A 16,834-nucleotide genomic window follows, 5' to 3' on the forward strand; every position below is an offset into this window, starting at 1 on the left:
GCAAAAAAGAACGGATTGATCACGCAACGAAGCTTTGTCGACTGAAATACCTTCTGATTGTTTAAAGCCGTATCACGTCAGAAGTCAAATTTCGTCGGATATGAATTCGGGCAGACAGCAATCTGCAGAGGTTCACGCCAGAAATACAACCGTCGCTGCGTGCCGCATCGGGTCCTTCGCGTTCTCGTCCTCACGCGATCGGATGGGCGAAAGGGGAGCGGCAGGCGGCCAAACAGACGCTTCGGGTTTTTTAAGCGCGCCTTCGCCTCAGCCGTTGACGCGTTCGACCTTGTTCACGGTCCGCTTTCCGCGAAGCTCAGAGATGATGGCGTTCAGGTGCTTCAGGTCCCAGACCGAGAGATCGATGACGATTTGGGTGAAATCCTGCGTCTTCCGCTTCATCGAAACATTGTCGATATTGCCGTCATGATCGGCGATCACCTGAGCGATCTGTGCGAGGACGCCGGGCTCGTTGATCGATTGCAGGGCGAGACGTGCCGGAAAGCGCTCGCTCGTCCCGGCCTCGACGTCCCAGCGCACGTCAAGCCAGCGATCGGGCTCGTTGTCGAAATCGGCGAGGGCAGCCGACTGGATCGGGTAGATCGTGACGCCGACGCCCGACGTCAGGATACCGACGATGCGGTCGCCCGGAACAGCACCACCGTTGGGCGCAAAGCTGACCGGCAGGTCGCTGTCGAGACCGCGGATCGGAATCCCGTCCGAGCGGCCATGCTCCGCGCTTCGCCCCTCCGGGAAGGTCAGCCGCATGGTCTGATCCTTGGACAGACTGAGGCGCCCGGCTCCGTCGGTCGAGGTCGGCTGCGGCAGGGGTGCCGGGGCACCGCGGCGCTCGTCCTTGTAGTCCGGATAGACCGCCCGCACGACATCGCCCGAGAACATCTCGCCCCGTCCGACGGCAGCAAAGACATCTTCGGTGCTCTGACGAGCGAGACGGGGCAGCGCCCCGCGGAGCTTATCCTCCGAGAAGCTCTTGGCCGCCCGCTCGAAGGCACGATCGAGGATCTGGCGCCCGAGGCCCGCATATTGGCGCCGGACGGCCGAGCGGGTCGCGCGCCGGATTGCCGAACGCGCCTTGCCGGTCACCACCAGGGATTCCCACGCAGCAGGCGGCGAGGCGCCATCCGACCGGGCGATCTCGACCTCGTCGCCGTTGACGAGTTCGTGCAGCAGCGGTGCCATGCGGCCGTTGATCTTGGCACCCACCGCCGAGTTCCCAACGTCCGTATGGACGGCGTAGGCGAAATCGATCGGGGTCGCCCCGCGGGGGAGGGCGATCAGGCGACCCTTCGGTGTGAAACAGAACACCTGGTCCTGGAAGAGTTCGAGCTTGGTGTGCTCCAGGAATTCTTCGGGGCTGTCGCCCTCAGCCAGGAGTTCGATGGTTCGACGCAGCCATTGGTAGGCGCCGCTCTCGGTTGCGAGACGCGGGTGGCCACCGCCGATCTCGTCCTTGCCGCCGCTCTCCTTATAGTGAGCGTGCGCCGCGATGCCGTACTCGGCGATCTCGTCCATGGCCGCCGTGCGGATCTGCAGCTCGACGCGCTGGCTCTTCGGGCCGATCACCGTGGTGTGAATCGAACGGTAGTCGTTCTGCTTCGGCGTCGAGATGTAGTCCTTGTACCGGCCTGGGACCATCGGCCAGCTCGTGTGCACGACACCGAGAGCGCCGTAGCAATCGGCCAGGGTCTCGACCACGACACGGAAGCCGAAAATGTCGGACAACTGCTCAAAGGCGACCGACTTGCGCTCCATCTTGGCCGAGATGGAGTAGGGCCGCTTCTGCCGCCCCGTGACGACGGCCTTTATATCCTGGGCCGCGAGCTTGGCGGTCAGGTCATGCTCGATGCTCTCGACGAGGCGTTCCGACTTGGCGGAGAGGTCGGACAGCCGCTGGGCGATGGTGGCGTAGATCTCCGGCTTGAGGTTGCGGAGCGCGAGATCCTCGAGTTCCTCGCGCAACTCCTGCATGCCCATCCGCCCGGCGAGCGGCGCATAGATGTCGAGGGTCTCCTGTGCGATCCGCTCGCGCTTGTCCGCCCGCATGTGGTGGAGTGTGCGCATGTTGTGCAAGCGGTCGGCGAGCTTGACGAGCAGCACCCGGACATCGGCCGCCACCGCCAGGAGCAGCTTGCGGAAATTCTCCCCCTGCGCCGCCCGCTTGGACACGAGGTCGAGGCGCTTCAGCTTGGTCAGGCCGTCCACCAGGGCGCCGATCTCCGGGCTGAAAAGCTCGCGGATCTCGTCCAGGGTCGCCGCCGTATCCTCCACGGTGTCGTGCAGAACGGCTGCCACGATCGTGGCATCGTCGAGCCGGAGGTCGGTGAGGATCGCGGCGACTTCGAGGGGGTGGGCGAAGAAAGGGTCCCCGGAGGCCCGTTTCTGCGTGCCGTGGGCGCGCATGGCGTAGACGTAGGCGCGGTTCAGCAGGGCCTCGTTCGCGGCGGGATTGTAGCGCTTCACCCGCTCGACAAGTTCGTATTGGCGCATCATCCGCCGGAAGACCCTTTCACGCGCGACGGCCCCGGTACCGGATCCGTTCCCACGATGTGTCCCGCATCGCACGCGGGCACGCCAGCCCCACGGCGTCGCATCGGCCGCGATTCCGGGGTCCCGAGACGAAAAAACCCGGCGCAGCGGCCGGGTCCTTCATCGGATCTGGGGGATCGACGATGGCCTACTCGGCCTCGTCGTCCGTCTCGGTGGGCGGCGCCAGGTTCTCGAGGCCGCGTAGCAAGTCTTCCTCGCTCATGCGATCGAACTGGACGGCGCTGTCGTCGCTGGAGGAGGGGGGGGCGACGGCGGCAGCGGCCGGCGAGCTCGACAGCAGCGGCACGGTCTCGGCCTCCGGCTCGTCGACCTCGACGTACTTCTGCATCGAGTGGATGAGCTGCTCCTTCAGGTCGTCCGCGGTGATCGTCTCATCGCCGATCTCGCGCAGGGCGCAGACGGGGTTCTTGTCGCGGTCGCGATCGATCGTCAGCGGCGCGCCGGCGGCGAGCAGGCGAGCACGGTGGCTGGCCAGCAGAACCAGCTCGAAGCGGTTCTCGACCTTGTCGATGCAGTCTTCAACGGTGACGCGAGCCATGGCGGACGGCTCCTTCCTCGGACGGAATTTCTGGGCTGAGCCCGCCTCATACACCCCTTGACGCCGGGCAACAAGCGCTGCGGCGGGTCTATCCCGTTGCCCACGTTCGGCGATCCTCCGGCAATCCCCTTCTGTGGTCCCGCATAACGCCTCAGCGACGCGGTGCTGCGGCACGGTTTAGAAGATCCGGGCGCGGCGGTGCATCGGCCGGGCGAGGGGGATATTCCATCATGACCACGATACTCAGTCGTCGCAGCCTGCTCGGCTGTGGATGCCGGCTCGGGGCCGGATGCTTCGCGGCGAGCGCGTTGCAGACCCGCGCCTTCGCCGCGGCGCCATCGACCAAGAAGACGACCCTGACCGCCGACCAGGCGCTGGAGGCTTTGAAGGAAGGCAACCGCCTCTACCAGACCGACAGCCCCGTCCGCGCGGTCCAGGGTCGCGAGCGCCGGATCGAGATCGCGCTGGGCCAGACCCCGTTCGTGGTGCTGGTGAGCTGCTCCGATTCGCGCGTGTCGCCGGAGATCCTGTTCGGGCGCGGCCTCGGCGAGCTGTTCATCGTGCGCAACGCCGGCAATTGCGTCGACACCGCCGCTCTGGGCTCCATCGAGTACGGCGTCTCGCAGCTCGGCGTGCCCCTGGTGCTGGTGATGGGCCACAGCCGCTGCGGCGCGGTGGAAGCGGCGATCGACGTCGTCCAGAACAACACCGTCTTTCCGGGTTCGATCGGCCGGATGATCGAGCCGATCGTGCCCGCGGTGCTGTCGCAGCGCGACAAGCCCGGCGACTTCACCGAGAACTGCGTGCGCGCCAACGTCAACCGGGTGGTGGAGCGCCTGCGCAGCGCTTCGGAGCCGTCGCTCCTCGATCCCCTGAAGGCCGGCAAGCTGCGGATCGTCGGAGCCTCCTACAGCCTCGATTCCGGCACGGTCGACTTCTTCAACGAGGGGTAGGGCGCCCGGCCTCGCTGCGGTGCCATGTTGACACAGGTGGCGGGCGGTGCGACTGCGCCGCCCTTCCTGTCCCGGGCCGAGCCTCTCGGGGCGACCCGGCACGACGAGGACTTCACCATGGCGCGCGCTTGCATCTTCCCCGGCCAGGGCAGTCAGGCCGTCGGCATGGGACGGGCGCTGGCCGAACACTTCCATCAGGCCCGCGACGTGTTCGCGGAGGTCGACGAGGCCCTGGGCCAGCCGCTCTCCCGCCTGATGTTCGAGGGCCCGGTGGAGGAGCTGACCCTCACCGCCAACGCCCAGCCCGCCCTGATGGCCGCGAGCCTCGCGACCCTGCGGGTGCTGGAGGCCGAGCGCGGCCTCGACCTGAAGCGGGACGTCGCCTGCGTGGCCGGCCATTCCCTGGGCGAGTACACGGCCTTGTGCGCCGCCGGCACCTTCTCCATCGCGGACGCCGCCCGGTTGCTGCGCATCCGCGGCACCGCCATGCAGGACGCGGTGGCCCCCGGGGCCGGCGCCATGGCGGCCCTGATCGGGGCCGATGCCGAGACCGCGCAGGCGATCGCCGCGGAGGCCGCCGAGGGCGCGGTCTGCGAGGTGGCCAACGACAACGGCGGCGGCCAGGTGGTGCTTTCCGGCGACAAGGACGCGGTCGAGCGAGCCGTGGCTCTGGCCCCGGGGCGGGGGATCAAGCGCGCGGTCCTGCTCAACGTCTCGGCCCCGTTTCACTGCTCGCTGATGGCGCCGGCCGCCGCTCGTATGCAGAGAGCACTTGTCGAGGTCGCGATGCACAGCCCCGTGGTGCCGGTCTACGCCAACGTGCTGGCCGCGCCCCTCACCGATCCCGCCGCGATTCGCGAGGCCTTGGTCGCCCAGGTCACCGGAACCGTGCGCTGGCGCGACTGCGTCGCCGCCATGGCGGCCGCCGGAATCGACCAGTTCACCGAGATCGGTACCGGCAAGGTGCTCACCGGACTCGTCAAGCGGATCGCCGCCGGCGCGTCGGCGAGCGCGGTCGGCACCCCCGACGACATCGCCGCGTTCCCAGCTTTCGGCTGAACCTCGAGGAAAGCCCATGTTCGACCTGACCGGCCGCAAGGCCCTCGTCACCGGCGCCACCGGCGGCCTCGGCGGCGCCATCGCCCGGGGGCTGCACGCGCAGGGCGCGACCCTCGCCATCTCGGGCACGCGGCAGGCGGCCCTGGAGGCCTTCGCGGCCGAGCTCGGGGGCGAGCGTATCCACGTCGTGCCGGGCGACCTCTCCGACAAGGCCTCGGTGGAGGCCCTCGTGCCGGCGGCGGAGGCGGCGCTGGGCGGCCTCGACATCCTGGTCAACAACGCCGGCATCACCCGCGACAACCTCGTGCTGCGCATGAAGGACGAGGAGTGGGACGCGGTGATCGCCGTCAACCTCTCGGCGGCGTTCCGGCTGTCGCGGGCGGCCGTGAAGGGCATGATGAAGCGCCGCCACGGCCGCATCGTGAACATCGGCTCGGTGGTGGGCGCCACCGGCAATCCGGGCCAGGTCAACTACGCCGCCGCCAAGGCGGGCCTGGTGGGCATGACCAAGGCCCTGGCGGCCGAGGTCGCCACCCGCAACCTCACGGTCAACTGCATCGCGCCGGGCTTCATCACCTCGCCGATGACCGACGCGCTGAACGAGAAGCAGCGCGAGGGCATCCTCGGCCGCGTTCCCATGGGGCGGCTGGGCACCGGCGCCGACATCGCCGCCGCCGCGATCTACCTCGCCTCCGACGAGGCCGCCTACGTCACCGGCCAGACCCTGCACGTGAACGGCGGCATGGCCATGTATTGAGGGGTTCTGAGCCCCGGTTTCGCTGCGGCGCACAGACCAAAAAACAGGCGATTGGCTCGAAAAGGCCACACCGATGAACGGGTTGTGAACAGCCTCTCGCCAGCGTCGGAACCCTGTGTTAACACCCCGGCTGCCGTGCGAGGGGGGTGCCGATTCAGCGTGTTGCGGAGGTTTGAAAAACGTGGGTCACTGACTGGACAAGTCCGGTGACTTGCCCGAAACGCGCGATCGAACACACCGGCCGCTCCATCCGAACAGGTCGTCCCGGGACGGGACGGCGGCCACGGCACCTTCACCGACCTTCCACCAGCAAGTCTCTTCACCCACAAGATCCTTGCACCATCACGACCTTGAAGAGCTAAGGACCAAGACCGATGAGCGATATCGCTGAGCGCGTGAAGAAGATCGTTGTCGAGCACCTCGGCGTGGAGCCGGAGAAGGTGGTCGAGGGCGCGAACTTCATCGATGATCTCGGCGCCGACAGCCTCGACACCGTCGAGCTCGTGATGGCGTTCGAGGAAGAGTTCAACGTCGAGATCCCCGACGACGCCGCCGAGACCATCCAGACGGTCGGCGATGCGGTGAAGTTCCTCGAGAAGAACTCCGCTTAAGGCCACGGGTCGTGCGTCCGCGGGGTCCCCTGAAACGGACCCCGCGCGCCATTCGTTGTGATGACAGGACCGGTTCGGGATAGCGCGATGCGTCGGGTAGTGGTGACGGGCTTGGGGATGGTGACGCCGCTGGCCAGCGGGGTCGAAGCCACCTGGAGCCGGTTGATCGCCGGCGAATCGGCGGCCAAGGTCGTGACGGCGTTCCCCGTCGACGATCTCGCCTGCCGCATCGCCTGTTCCGTGCCCTTCGGCGACGGCAGCGACGGCAGCTTCAATCCCGACGCCTTCATGGAGGTGAAGGAGCAGCGCAAGGTCGATCCGTTCATCGTCTACGCGATGGCGGCCGCCGGCGAGGCCCTGAACGACGCCGACTGGCACCCGACCTCCTACGAGGACCAGTGCGCCACCGGCGTCATGGTCGGCTCGGGCATCGGCGGCATCGGCGGCATCTACGACGCCTCGGTGACCCTGCACGACAAGGGCCCGCGCCGGATCTCCCCCTTCTTCATTCCCGGCCGCATCATCAATCTGGCTTCGGGCCAGATCTCGATCGCGCACGGCCTGAAGGGCCCGAACCACGCGGTGGTGACGGCCTGCTCCACCGGCGCCCACGCCATCGGCGACGCGGCCCGGCTGATCCAGTTCGGCGATGCCGACGTCATGGTGGCGGGCGGTGCCGAATCGCCGGTGAACCGCCTCGCGCTCGCCGGCTTCGCCGCCTGCCGCGCCCTCTCCACCGGCTTCAACGACGCCCCCACCAAGGCCTCGCGCCCCTACGACCGCGACCGCGACGGCTTCGTCATGGGCGAGGGCGCCGGCGTCGTCGTGCTCGAGGAGTACGAGCACGCCAAGGCCCGCGGCGCCAAGATCTATGCCGAAGTCATCGGCTACGGCCTTACGGGCGACGCCTACCACATCACCTCGCCGGCCCCGGACGGCGACGGCGCCTTCCGCTGCATGAGCGCCGCCGTGAAGCGCGCCGGCATCCAGGCCAGCGACCTCGACTACATCAACGCCCACGGTACCTCGACGCCCATGGGCGATGAGCTGGAGCTGAAGGCCGTGGAGCGCCTGCTCGGCGACCACGCGGCCCAGGCCTCGATGTCCTCCACCAAGTCCTCCATCGGCCACCTCCTCGGCGCCGCCGGCTCCGTGGAAGCGATCTTCTCGATCCTGGCCATCCGCGACGGCATCCTGCCCCCGACCCTCAACCTCGACACCCCCTCCGTCGAGACCGCGATCGACCTCGTGCCGCACGAGGCCAAGCGCAAGCGGGTGGATACGGTGCTGTCGAACTCGTTCGGGTTTGGCGGGACGAATGCGTCGCTGGTGATGCGACGGGTGGGTTCTTAAATCCTTAGAAATACTTTTGCATAGCATCCATTATATAGAAGAGTAGTTCCACCCGAGGGAGCGACTTTATGGCATTTGGCTATCAGCCCCCTAACACAATCAATATTACTGAGCAAAATCTGCAGCCGCGATTATTAGAGCGCATTTTCAGTAGATCAAGCTCACTAAAACTTGCTTACATCGGCGGGTTTTTCCTAGTATCATCTGTTCTGCTATATATACTAAGTGTCGCCTTGGATGCGAGGCGTGAGCCTGGCTTCGAGTTTCCGGCAATATACGTATCATCGATTTCGTTTTTTATAGCTTTGACGTTTCTAGCGTTGGCAATTTTTGTTTTTTCAGGAGCTTATTTAGAAGTATTTGGAGATGACGTCTGGAAACAGAAGGCTGAACTCACAACTTCTTTGAATCAGCTGAGCGAAGATCTGAACGAAATCAGGAGGAAAGTAGAATCAATTCCTCAATCGAAGACAGACGAACAAATAGATCGATTTGTATTAAAGAGTTTTGAGACCAATATTAAAGATCATATTGATGCAAAGTTTAGAGGTAGTGTGAGGGATATTGCAAAATCAGAGCTGTTGATTGAGTTCGCACCAAATATTTTTAAAGAGAAGTCCTATGCATTGATAAAAGCAGAATTTAGTTCCTACATAGATGGGCTTCACAAGCAAATTGAAAGACAGCAACGCAACTCTAATTTTAACGTTTTGTGCGGGATGGCTTTCGCTGTGGTAGGTCTCATAGCGATGGGATACTTTATTTATCAGAATTACGGAAGAAGCGTCGAAAACCAGAGCTGGCAAGATTTCCTTATGACTTTTTTGCCGAGGCTCACATTTGTAATTCTTTTCGAAAGTGTCGCGTTTTTCTTCTTCCAGGCCTATAAGGAAGATCGCGGAATGGTGAGGTTTCTTCGAAATGAAGCAACTAATACGGAGTCGAAGATCGTAGGTTTAATTTCATCTGTATTATTTGGAAAAGACAAATCGGTTGACGGTGCAATATCTGCCTTGATGGCTACAGAAAGGAATTTTACCGTTAAAAAAGGTGATAAAGTAATATTAGAGACCTTGCAAGTAAATCAAAAGCCGATGATAGAGACTCTTATTGAGAGCCTCGTTCCAAACATCTATTCGCAGATAAAGAAAGCAGAGTCTCGGAAAGAAGGTAGTTTCAATTAATTAATCTAAATTTTCAAATCTATAATCGGAGCTAAATATAGTAGCCTTAAACATCACTTGCATATGGATTGATATGAGATCGCATTCCACTTATAAGAAGGAGATATCTTATTCTTTTTTGTGGTGCCTAGAGGTTAGTCTTGATCTAAAATATGATTGGTTTAATTTAAATATTTTGTACAAGAAAATATTCGATCGATTCTGTAAAGGCATCATCACTTAACTCGATAAATTTTCTCTATATCCGCCTCCGCTTACCTGTCGGCCTCAGTGAGCCGAATCTCATTTGAAGCAGAGTGCAACCTAATCAGGTATGCCATTATATTACGGACAGGGTCTTTGTCTCGCAGCGTCCGCCCGTCAAAACATTGAATCTCTCCTTCGCCACAAAACCCACCAAGTTCGCGCGCCACACTGCGCGTCCCGTGCGCCCCTCTCGACTCGGGCGTACGGACTCCCCTAAAAAATCCGGCGGCGGCCGGGGCGGGGACCTGAGGCCCGAACAGGATGTCCATGTTCTTCCGCAAACGCCCAGATCCGGCGCAGACGCCGGTGCCCTCCGACGAGCCGGCCCTGCCCAACCGGCTCTCGCCGCGAAGCCCCAGCGAGGCGATCAAGCCCACGGCCGCACCCCCGCCGCCCGACCGTCCGGTCCGTGAGCGCGGCGGCCTGCTGGCCCGCATCTCCGGCCTGCTCACCGCCTCCGTGGTGCTGGCCATCGCGGTGATGATCGGCGTGACCCTGTTCGAGCGCCAGACCAAGGAGCCGGGTCCGCTGCCCGCCGACAAGGTCGTGGTCATCCCGCCCCGCAGCGGCACCACCGAGATCGCCGAGGCGCTCAGCCGCGAGGGCGTCATCACCCACACCGCCCTGTTCGAGTGGGCCGCCCGCTTCTCGGGCAAGGCCCTCAAGGCCGGCGAGTACACCTTCAAGGCCCATGCGAGCATCGGGGAGGCCATCGAGACCCTGTCCTCCGGCCGGCAGGTGCAGCACGCCATCACCTTCCCAGAGGGGCTGACCTCCGAGCAGATCGTGATGCGCCTCAACGACAACGACGTGCTCACCGGCGACGTCAACGAGATCCCGCCCGAGGGCTCGCTCCTGCCCGACACCTACAAGTTCGAGCGCGGCGCCACCCGGCAGCAGATCGTCAACCTGATGCGCGCCAAGCAGCGCGAGGTCCTGAACCAGATCTGGCTGCGCCGCTCGGCCGAGATCCCGGTGAAGACGCCGGCCGAGATGGTGACCCTGGCCTCCATCGTGGAGAAGGAGACCGGCCGGGCCGACGAGCGGCCCCGCGTCGCCGGGGTGTTCGTCAACCGCCTGAACAAGCGCATGAAGCTGCAGTCGGACCCCACCATCGTGTACGGGCTGGTGGGCGGGCGCGGCACCCTCGGGCGCGGCATCCAGCGCGCCGAGATCGAGCGCGCCACGCCCTACAACACCTACGTGATCGAGGGCCTGCCCCCGGGCCCCATCGCCAATCCGGGCCGCGCCGCCCTGGAGGCCGTGGCCAACCCCTCGCGCACCAAGGACCTGTTCTTCGTGGCCGACGGCACCGGGGGACACGCCTTCGCCGAGACCCTGGAAGGCCATTCCCGCAACGTCGCCCGCTGGCGCCAGGTCGAGCGCGCCCGCCAGACGCCGACGCCGGACGCGGTGGTCGACAAGGCCGATCCGCCGGGTGCGCCCACCGTCCCCGGCACCGCCTCGGCCTACGCCCCCGACGGCACCAACATGGCCGCCAGCCCCGACGGCGCCGGCAACCGCGCGAAGGCCTTCGACGCCTCCGAGGGCACGCGCCTCGACCCCCTGCGCAACAAGACCTTCGACCTGAACTCGCCCAAGACCGTGCCGGTGCTCAAGCAGCCGTAGCGTCCGCCCACGCAGCCGGATGATCCACCCCGTCATCCCGGGGCCGCGCAGCGGAGCCTGGGATGACGGGGTGTCATGCCCTGCAACCGACCCGCCTCCGCAACCGGCAGGGTCCCCCGACCACCCCCAGCCTCTCCCCACAGGGGCCGGGACGAACGCGAAGACAGCCATGATCCTCTCCAGCATGACGGGCTTCGCCCGCGCCGCCGGCTCCACCGGGCCGGTCCAATGGGCCTGGGAGGTCCGCAGCGTGAACGGGCGCGGGCTCGACGTGCGCCTGCGCGTTCCCAACGGCTACGACGCCGTGGGCGAGGTCGCCCGCACCGCCCTGCAGAAGAGCGTGGCGCGGGGCCAGTGCCAGCTCTCCCTCACCCTCACCCGGCCGGAGGCGGCGCCCCGCGTCCGGATCAACGAGGCGCTGCTCGGCCAGCTCGCCGCCGCCATCGCGCGGGTGCCCCGGCCCGAGGGCGTGGCGCCCGCCACCCTCGACGGGCTGCTCGGCATTCGGGGCGTCGTCGAGGCCGACGAGGAGCCCGGCGCCGACGCGGAGGCCCTGGCCCGCGACCTCGCCGAGGGCGTGGTCCGCCTCGTCGCCGACCTCGTGGAGGCGCGCCGGGCCGAGGGGCGGGCCCTGCGCGGGGTCATCGAGGGCCAGCTCGCCGCGATGGCCCGGCTCACCGCCGCCGCCGAGGCCTGCCCGGCCCGCAAGCCCGAGGCCGTGAGGGCGCGCCTCGCCGCCACCGTCGCGACGCTGCTGGAGGCAGGCCACCTCGATCCCGACCGCCTGCACCAGGAGGCCGTGCTGCTCGCCGCCAAGGCCGACGTCCGCGAGGAGCTCGACCGCCTCCAGGCCCACCTCGCCAGCGCGGCCGAGCTCCTGGCCGCCGGGGGCGCCATCGGGCGCAAGCTCGACTTCCTGGCCCAGGAGCTCGGGCGCGAGGCCAATACCCTGTGCGCCAAGGCGAATGACATCGCGCTGTCGCGGATCGGACTCGACTTGAAGGCCGTGGTGGAGCAATTCCGGGAGCAGGTTCAGAACGTCGAGTAGGTTTTTTCAGCGATGCGGGACGCTTTGACGATGGAGGCCGGGGTGATCGCGCGGCGCGGGTTCATCCTCATCCTGTCCTCCCCCTCGGGCGCGGGCAAGACGACCCTGACCCGGGCCGTCGCCGCCGACCCGAAATGGGGCCTCGACCTCTCGATCTCGGTGACGACCCGGCAGCGCCGCCCGTCCGAGATCGACGGCAAGCACTACACCTTCATCGACCGCGAGGCCTTCGACGCCCTGCGCAGCGCCGACAACCTGCTCGAATGGGCCGAGGTGCACGGCAATTTCTACGGCACCCCGCGCCGCCCGGTGGAGAAGGTGCTGGGCGCCGGCCGGGACATGATCTTCGACATCGACTACCAGGGCACCCGGCAGGTGCGCGCCAAGCTCGCCGACGACGTCGTCACGGTGTTCATCCTGCCGCCCTCGCTGGCCGAGCTGCGCCACCGCCTGGAGCGCCGGGCCGAGGATTCGCCCGACACCATCGAGAAGCGCCTCGCCAACGCCCGGATGGAGATCCAGCGCTGGACCGAGTACGACTACGTCATCGTCAACGACGACCTCGACGACGCCTTCCGCTCCCTGGAGGGCATCCTCATCGCCGAGCGCCTGAAGCGCGCCCGCCGCACCGGCCTGACCAGCTTCGTGGAGGGCCTGCTCGCCGAGCCCGACTGACGGGCGGGTTGCCGCAGACAGGAACGTTCGTCGGGCGACGGGGGTTGGCCCGCGATTCCGACGGTCGGGGTCGAGAGGCGCGAACCCGAGAGCCGTCGCGATGCGCGAGAGATCCTGTGACATCGCCGTGATCGGCGCCGGCACCGCCGGCCTCGCCGCTCTCCGCGCCGCCCGCGATCGCGGCGCCGATGCCGTCCTGATCGAAGCCGGGCCGGGCGGCACCACCTGCGCCCGCGTGGGCTGCATGCCCTCGAAGCTGCTGATCACCGCCGCCAACGCCGCCCATGCGGCCCGCCACGCCGACGTGTTCGGCATCGATGCCGGCTCCGTACGGGTGGATGGCCCCCGCGTGATGGCGCGCGTCCGGCGCGAGCGCGACCGCTTCGTGGCCGGCGTCCGCGCGGGCGTCGACGAACTGCCCGCCGAAATCCGCATCGCCGGCCGCGCCCGCTTCACCGGGCCCGACACCCTGGCGGTGGACGACCACACCGCCTTGCGCTTCCGCGCCGCGATCGTCGCCACCGGCTCCAGCCCGGCCATCCCCGAGCCCCTGCGCGACCTCGGCGACCGGCTCCTCACCAGCGACACGGTGTTCGAGATCCCCGACCTGCCCGAGTCCCTGGCGGTGCTCGGCGGCGGCGCCGTCGGCCTCGAGCTGGCGCAGGCCATGGCCCGCCTCGGCGTCGCCGTGACCCTGTTCGACCCCGGCACGCATCTCGCGTCGCTACGCGACGACGGCCTCGCCGAGACGGCCCGCCGGCTCTTCGGGGCCGAGATGACGCTATGCCTCGGCTGCAGGGTCACGGAGGGCGACCGCGCGCCTGAGGGCGTGCGCCTGACCTGGACCGAAGCGGCCGGGGCGACCGGGACCGGCACCTTCGCGCGGGTCCTGGCGGCGGCCGGGCGGCCCCCCAACCTCCGGCATCTCGGGTTGGAGGCCGCCGGCCTCTCCCTCGACGAACACGGGATGCCGGCGTTCGACGCCCGCAGCCTGCTCTGCGCCGGCGGCCCGGTCTTCCTCGCGGGCGACGCCAACGCCGACAGGCCGGTGCTGCACGAGGCCGCCCGCCAGGGCCGGATCGCCGGCGCCAACGCGGCCCGTCTCGTCGCCTCCGGCCGCCACGCCGTCGAAGCGCCCCGGCGCTGGACCAACCTCGCCATGGTGTTCACCGAGCCGCAGGCGGCGAGCGTCGGCGCGCCCTACGATCCCGCGGACGCGACCCTCGTCCGCGGCAGCGTCGATTTCGGCGACCAGGGCCGGGCCCGGATCATGGCCGAGAATGCCGGGGCGCTGCACCTCCACGCCGACCGCAGCGGCACCCTCCGGGGGGCCGAGATGCTTGGACCGGCCTGCGAGCACCTCGCCCAGTTTCTCGCCCTTGCCATCGCGGACGGGCTGACCGCCGAGGCTCTCCTCGACCGGCCGTTCTATCACCCAACGGTGGAGGAGGGGCTGAAGACCGCCCTGGAGGCGATCGTCGCCGCCCTGGACCGCTGAGCCGGATCCGTCGCGCGACCGTCAGACCGGCGTCAGCGCGGCCGCGGCGGCCACCCGGCCGCGATGGCTCGTCACCGTGTTGCCCAGCGAGGCCACCACGATGCAGGCGATGGCCAGCCACTCGGTGGGGGTGAGGTGCTCGCCCAGGATCGCGAGGCCGGCCAGCGAGCCCACGGCCGGCTCAAGGCTGAGCAGAACGCCGAAGCTCTGCTTCGACAAACGCTTCAGGGCGACCATCTCCAGCGTGTAGGGCAGGGCGCTCGAAAGGGCCGCCACCGCCAGGCCGATTCCGAGCATGGCCGGCTGCAGCAGCAGCGTCCCCGCCTTCGCGATGCCGAACGGCAGCACCACCAGGGCCGCCACCGACATGCCAATGGCCACCGCCCGTCCGCCGTGCAGATGACCGACGCGCTGGCCGAAGACGATGTAGAGCGCCCAGCACAGGGCGGCGCCGAGCGCGCAGGCGACGCCGACGGGATCGAGCCCGGTGGACAGGTCGCCGAGGGGCAGCAGCAGCGACAGGCCGAGGATCGCGCAGCCGATCCAGGCGAAATCGATCCCCCGGCGGGAGACCGCGAGGGCGAGCGCCAGGGGCCCGGAGAATTCGATCGCGATGGCGAGGCCGAGGGGGATCGTGCGCAGGGACAGGTAGAACAGCAGGTTCATGGCGCCCAGCACGGCCCCGTAGCGCAGCAGGGCCCGCCGGTCGGCGCGGCCGGGACGCAGGCGCCAGGGCCGCCAGATCGCGACGAGCATCAGCGCCGAGAGGCCGACCCGCAGCGCGGTCGTGCCCTCCGCGCCCAGGATCGGGAACAGCTGCTTGGCGTAGGAGGTGCCGACGCTGAGGGAGACGATGCTGCCCAGGAGGGCCGCGACGGGCAGCAGCGTGGCGGCCAGGCCGCCGGGGGCCGAAGATCCGTGCGAAGCGGGAGCCATGGCGCGGGCGTCAGGCCGCCGGCGGCAGGATCAGCGCGCGCAGGGCTTCCAGGGCCTGCCAGAGCAGCAGGGCCGGAAGGCCGAGGACGACGTCGGGCACGCGCTTGATCAGCGACAGGGCGAGGGCGGTGCCCGCATCGATGCCGAAGAGGCTGCCGAGCAGGACGAAGCCGCCCTCCTGGACGCCGAGGCCGCTCGGCACCGGGAAGGCCGCCGACTTGATGGCCTGGCTCAGGGCCTCGATCACAACGACCTCGGTAAAGCTCACCGAATCGACGCCGATGCAGGTGAGCGCGATCCAGATCTCCAGGGCGCCCAGTCCCCAGGCGGCGAGGTGCAGCAGGACGGACGCCGCGAGCCGTCCGCGCCGACCCGGTGCCCAGACGGCATCGAGGGCGTCGTAGACGCTGCCGCCCGACGGCGACGGAGCGACGGGGTCACCCCGAAAGACGCGGCGCACGCCGTCGACGGCCCTGCGCCCGATCGCGCGCGCCGCGGCGCTGCGCTGGACGGCCAGGAAAGCCCCCAGCAGCAGGGCGGTGACCGCCAGGGCGCGCAGGACCCAGGTGGCCAGCGCCTGCGCCGCCTCGCCGCCGACCTGAAGCAGGAGGCCCACCCCCGCCAGGGCGAAGACGGCCTGTGTTCCAGCCTGGAACAGCATGTCCACGAGGATCGAGGCGGCCGCCAGGGTTCCGGTGGTGCCCCAGAAGGTCAGCAGGCGACCGCCCACCACGTCGCCGCCGACGGAGGCCACCGGAAGCAGCACGTTGATGCCCTCACGGACGAGGCGCAGCAGGACAAAGGCTCCGGTGCGGGCCTGACCCAGCCCCGCGAGCCCCTGGATGACGCAGCCCCAGGCGAGGCCGCACAGAAGGATCACCGACAGCCGCACCAGCACGATGGCCGCGAGGCCGCCGGCGCCGACCCGGCCGAAGGCGTCGGTGACGGCGGCCAGATCGTTGGTGGCGATGAGCCAGACAGCGAGGCCGAGGCCCAGGAGGGTTCCGACCAGGGGAAGCCGGCGCAGGACGAGGCGCCCGAGACGACCGGACCCGGTCCGCTCGCCCGCTGGACGTTCGGCGACCCGGGTCGTCGCGAAGCGCGGCTCGTCAGGCATCGGACCCGTCCCGAATCGTCCGTTTCAAGGATTCCCCGCTCCCGCATCCGTCGCGCCGGGACGACGATCCCGGCTTCCCGTTCCGGCGCGCGGCTCCGCCCTAGCGGTGCGGCGATTCCGCAGCGTCCGGCAGGTCTAGGCGGCCTTTGGGGCCGAAATCGGGGAACAGCGCCTCCACGGATTGGGCCGGCGTGGCCTGCGGGTCAAGCAGGTGGATGCGCTGCTTGGCGAGGCTGTCCGCCGTGATCACCGCGAGGGCACGCTTGGGACAGGGGCCAAGGCACCCGACCTCGACCACGCGCGGCTTGCGCGCCGTGAGGCGCCGCTTGAGTTCGCTCTTGAGCTGCCGCCGCACCGAGCCCTTCTTCAAGCCCTGGCGCTTGACGCAATTGCTGCAGACCAGCACGAGTTCCGTGAACCCGGCCCGCGCCATGCGGATCCGCGCCGGGCGGGCCGCCTCCCTGTCCGTGTCATCCATGCCGTCCCCGATGTCCCCTGCGGCCCCATGCGCCGAAAGCCCGATGCGCCGACCCCCCCGCACCCAGGCCCCGCCACCAGGGCGACGCGCCTTAAAAAGGGCCGAAAAATGAAGGATTCGTCGGGTTCAACACGAGGACGGCGAGAGGGCTCCCCAGGCGTGACCATATGCATCGTCATCAGGC

At 67.5% G+C, this 16,834-nt stretch carries 15 protein-coding genes; 10 read left to right on the plus strand and 5 right to left on the minus strand.

The window, feature by feature from the left end:
* Positions 1 to 267: 267 nt before the first annotated feature.
* Positions 268 to 2,511, minus strand: coding sequence for a bifunctional (p)ppGpp synthetase/guanosine-3',5'-bis(diphosphate) 3'-pyrophosphohydrolase (locus ASF18_RS18240; protein ID WP_056272811.1), 2,244 nt, complete (start codon positions 2,509 to 2,511; stop codon positions 268 to 270).
* Between the two features lie 184 nt (positions 2,512 to 2,695).
* Entirely contained in the window at positions 2,696 to 3,106 is a 411-nt protein-coding gene (gene rpoZ, locus ASF18_RS18245) for a DNA-directed RNA polymerase subunit omega (protein WP_056211011.1), read from the minus strand.
* Positions 3,107 to 3,336: 230 nt separating this feature from the next.
* Between rpoZ and ASF18_RS18250 the strand changes: the two genes are divergently transcribed.
* From ASF18_RS18250 to ASF18_RS18290, 10 genes are all read left to right on the plus strand, one after another.
* Positions 3,337 to 4,059, plus strand: a complete 723-nt coding sequence (locus tag ASF18_RS18250) for a carbonic anhydrase (RefSeq protein WP_056353754.1) — start codon at positions 3,337 to 3,339, stop codon at positions 4,057 to 4,059.
* A 117-nt stretch (positions 4,060 to 4,176) separates the two neighbouring features.
* On the plus strand, positions 4,177 to 5,118 hold the full coding sequence (gene fabD, locus ASF18_RS18255; RefSeq protein ID WP_056354540.1) for an ACP S-malonyltransferase: 942 nt from the start codon (positions 4,177 to 4,179) through the stop codon (positions 5,116 to 5,118).
* 16 nt (positions 5,119 to 5,134) lie between these two features.
* On the plus strand, positions 5,135 to 5,875 hold the full coding sequence (fabG, locus tag ASF18_RS18260) for a 3-oxoacyl-[acyl-carrier-protein] reductase (RefSeq protein WP_056353757.1): 741 nt from the start codon (positions 5,135 to 5,137) through the stop codon (positions 5,873 to 5,875).
* A gap of 374 nt (positions 5,876 to 6,249) precedes the next feature.
* Positions 6,250 to 6,486 carry an acyl carrier protein gene (locus ASF18_RS18265; protein ID WP_018044468.1) on the plus strand — a complete coding sequence of 79 codons (237 nt, stop codon included), beginning with the start codon at positions 6,250 to 6,252 and terminating at the stop codon, positions 6,484 to 6,486.
* A gap of 87 nt (positions 6,487 to 6,573) precedes the next feature.
* A complete protein-coding gene (fabF, locus tag ASF18_RS18270; protein WP_056353760.1) occupies positions 6,574 to 7,839 on the plus strand; it encodes a beta-ketoacyl-ACP synthase II in 1,266 nt (421 codons plus the stop codon).
* A gap of 68 nt (positions 7,840 to 7,907) precedes the next feature.
* Entirely contained in the window at positions 7,908 to 9,023 is a 1,116-nt protein-coding gene (locus ASF18_RS23845) for a hypothetical protein (protein ID WP_156649931.1), read from the plus strand.
* A 513-nt stretch (positions 9,024 to 9,536) separates the two neighbouring features.
* The gene (gene mltG / locus ASF18_RS18275) at positions 9,537 to 10,898 is read left to right on the plus strand and encodes an endolytic transglycosylase MltG (protein WP_056211020.1); all 1,362 of its coding nucleotides are present in this window, start codon (positions 9,537 to 9,539) and stop codon (positions 10,896 to 10,898) included.
* Between the two features lie 169 nt (positions 10,899 to 11,067).
* On the plus strand, positions 11,068 to 11,946 hold the full coding sequence (locus tag ASF18_RS18280) for a YicC/YloC family endoribonuclease (RefSeq protein WP_056353763.1): 879 nt from the start codon (positions 11,068 to 11,070) through the stop codon (positions 11,944 to 11,946).
* A 12-nt stretch (positions 11,947 to 11,958) separates the two neighbouring features.
* Positions 11,959 to 12,621 (plus strand): guanylate kinase, encoded by a 663-nt coding sequence (gmk, locus tag ASF18_RS18285; RefSeq protein ID WP_056211024.1) that lies wholly within the window; start codon positions 11,959 to 11,961, stop codon positions 12,619 to 12,621.
* A gap of 100 nt (positions 12,622 to 12,721) precedes the next feature.
* Complete coding sequence (locus ASF18_RS18290) at positions 12,722 to 14,119, plus strand: dihydrolipoyl dehydrogenase (protein ID WP_056353766.1); 1,398 nt, start codon at positions 12,722 to 12,724, stop codon at positions 14,117 to 14,119.
* 21 nt (positions 14,120 to 14,140) lie between these two features.
* On the opposite strand, the gene ASF18_RS18295 is transcribed toward ASF18_RS18290, so the two are convergent.
* The 3 genes from ASF18_RS18295 to ASF18_RS18305 all read right to left on the minus strand — a co-directional run bounded on the left by ASF18_RS18295 (position 14,141) and on the right by ASF18_RS18305 (position 16,650).
* A complete protein-coding gene (locus tag ASF18_RS18295) occupies positions 14,141 to 15,055 on the minus strand; it encodes an EamA family transporter (RefSeq protein ID WP_056353770.1) in 915 nt (304 codons plus the stop codon).
* Between the two features lie 10 nt (positions 15,056 to 15,065).
* Positions 15,066 to 16,172 carry a lysylphosphatidylglycerol synthase domain-containing protein gene (locus ASF18_RS18300; RefSeq protein ID WP_056353773.1) on the minus strand — a complete coding sequence of 369 codons (1,107 nt, stop codon included), beginning with the start codon at positions 16,170 to 16,172 and terminating at the stop codon, positions 15,066 to 15,068.
* Positions 16,173 to 16,272: 100 nt separating this feature from the next.
* Complete coding sequence (locus ASF18_RS18305; RefSeq protein WP_200917638.1) at positions 16,273 to 16,650, minus strand: (2Fe-2S) ferredoxin domain-containing protein; 378 nt, start codon at positions 16,648 to 16,650, stop codon at positions 16,273 to 16,275.
* Positions 16,651 to 16,834: the final 184 nt, after the last annotated feature.

The sequence above is a fragment of the Methylobacterium sp. Leaf89 genome (assembly GCF_001422215.1).
GTDB lineage: Bacteria > Pseudomonadota > Alphaproteobacteria > Rhizobiales > Beijerinckiaceae > Methylobacterium.

Excerpts from the sequence above, each read along its gene's own strand:
- ASF18_RS18295 (WP_056353770.1), bottom strand. The coding sequence starts at position 15,055 with ATGGCTCCCGCTTCGCACGGATCTTCGGCCCCCGGCGGCCTGGCCGCC.
- ASF18_RS18290 (WP_056353766.1), top strand. The coding sequence starts at position 12,722 with ATGCGCGAGAGATCCTGTGACATCGCCGTGATCGGCGCCGGCACCGCC.
- ASF18_RS18300 (WP_056353773.1), bottom strand. The coding sequence starts at position 16,172 with ATGCCTGACGAGCCGCGCTTCGCGACGACCCGGGTCGCCGAACGTCCA.
- rpoZ (WP_056211011.1), bottom strand. The coding sequence starts at position 3,106 with ATGGCTCGCGTCACCGTTGAAGACTGCATCGACAAGGTCGAGAACCGC.
- ASF18_RS23845 (WP_156649931.1), top strand. The coding sequence starts at position 7,908 with ATGGCATTTGGCTATCAGCCCCCTAACACAATCAATATTACTGAGCAA.
- ASF18_RS18280 (WP_056353763.1), top strand. The coding sequence starts at position 11,068 with ATGATCCTCTCCAGCATGACGGGCTTCGCCCGCGCCGCCGGCTCCACC.
- fabD (WP_056354540.1), top strand. The coding sequence starts at position 4,177 with ATGGCGCGCGCTTGCATCTTCCCCGGCCAGGGCAGTCAGGCCGTCGGC.
- ASF18_RS18240 (WP_056272811.1), bottom strand. The coding sequence starts at position 2,511 with ATGATGCGCCAATACGAACTTGTCGAGCGGGTGAAGCGCTACAATCCC.
- ASF18_RS18250 (WP_056353754.1), top strand. The coding sequence starts at position 3,337 with ATGACCACGATACTCAGTCGTCGCAGCCTGCTCGGCTGTGGATGCCGG.
- ASF18_RS18305 (WP_200917638.1), bottom strand. The coding sequence starts at position 16,650 with ATGGATGACACGGACAGGGAGGCGGCCCGCCCGGCGCGGATCCGCATG.
- fabF (WP_056353760.1), top strand. The coding sequence starts at position 6,574 with ATGCGTCGGGTAGTGGTGACGGGCTTGGGGATGGTGACGCCGCTGGCC.
- fabG (WP_056353757.1), top strand. The coding sequence starts at position 5,135 with ATGTTCGACCTGACCGGCCGCAAGGCCCTCGTCACCGGCGCCACCGGC.
- gmk (WP_056211024.1), top strand. The coding sequence starts at position 11,959 with ATGCGGGACGCTTTGACGATGGAGGCCGGGGTGATCGCGCGGCGCGGG.
- mltG (WP_056211020.1), top strand. The coding sequence starts at position 9,537 with ATGTTCTTCCGCAAACGCCCAGATCCGGCGCAGACGCCGGTGCCCTCC.
- ASF18_RS18265 (WP_018044468.1), top strand. The coding sequence starts at position 6,250 with ATGAGCGATATCGCTGAGCGCGTGAAGAAGATCGTTGTCGAGCACCTC.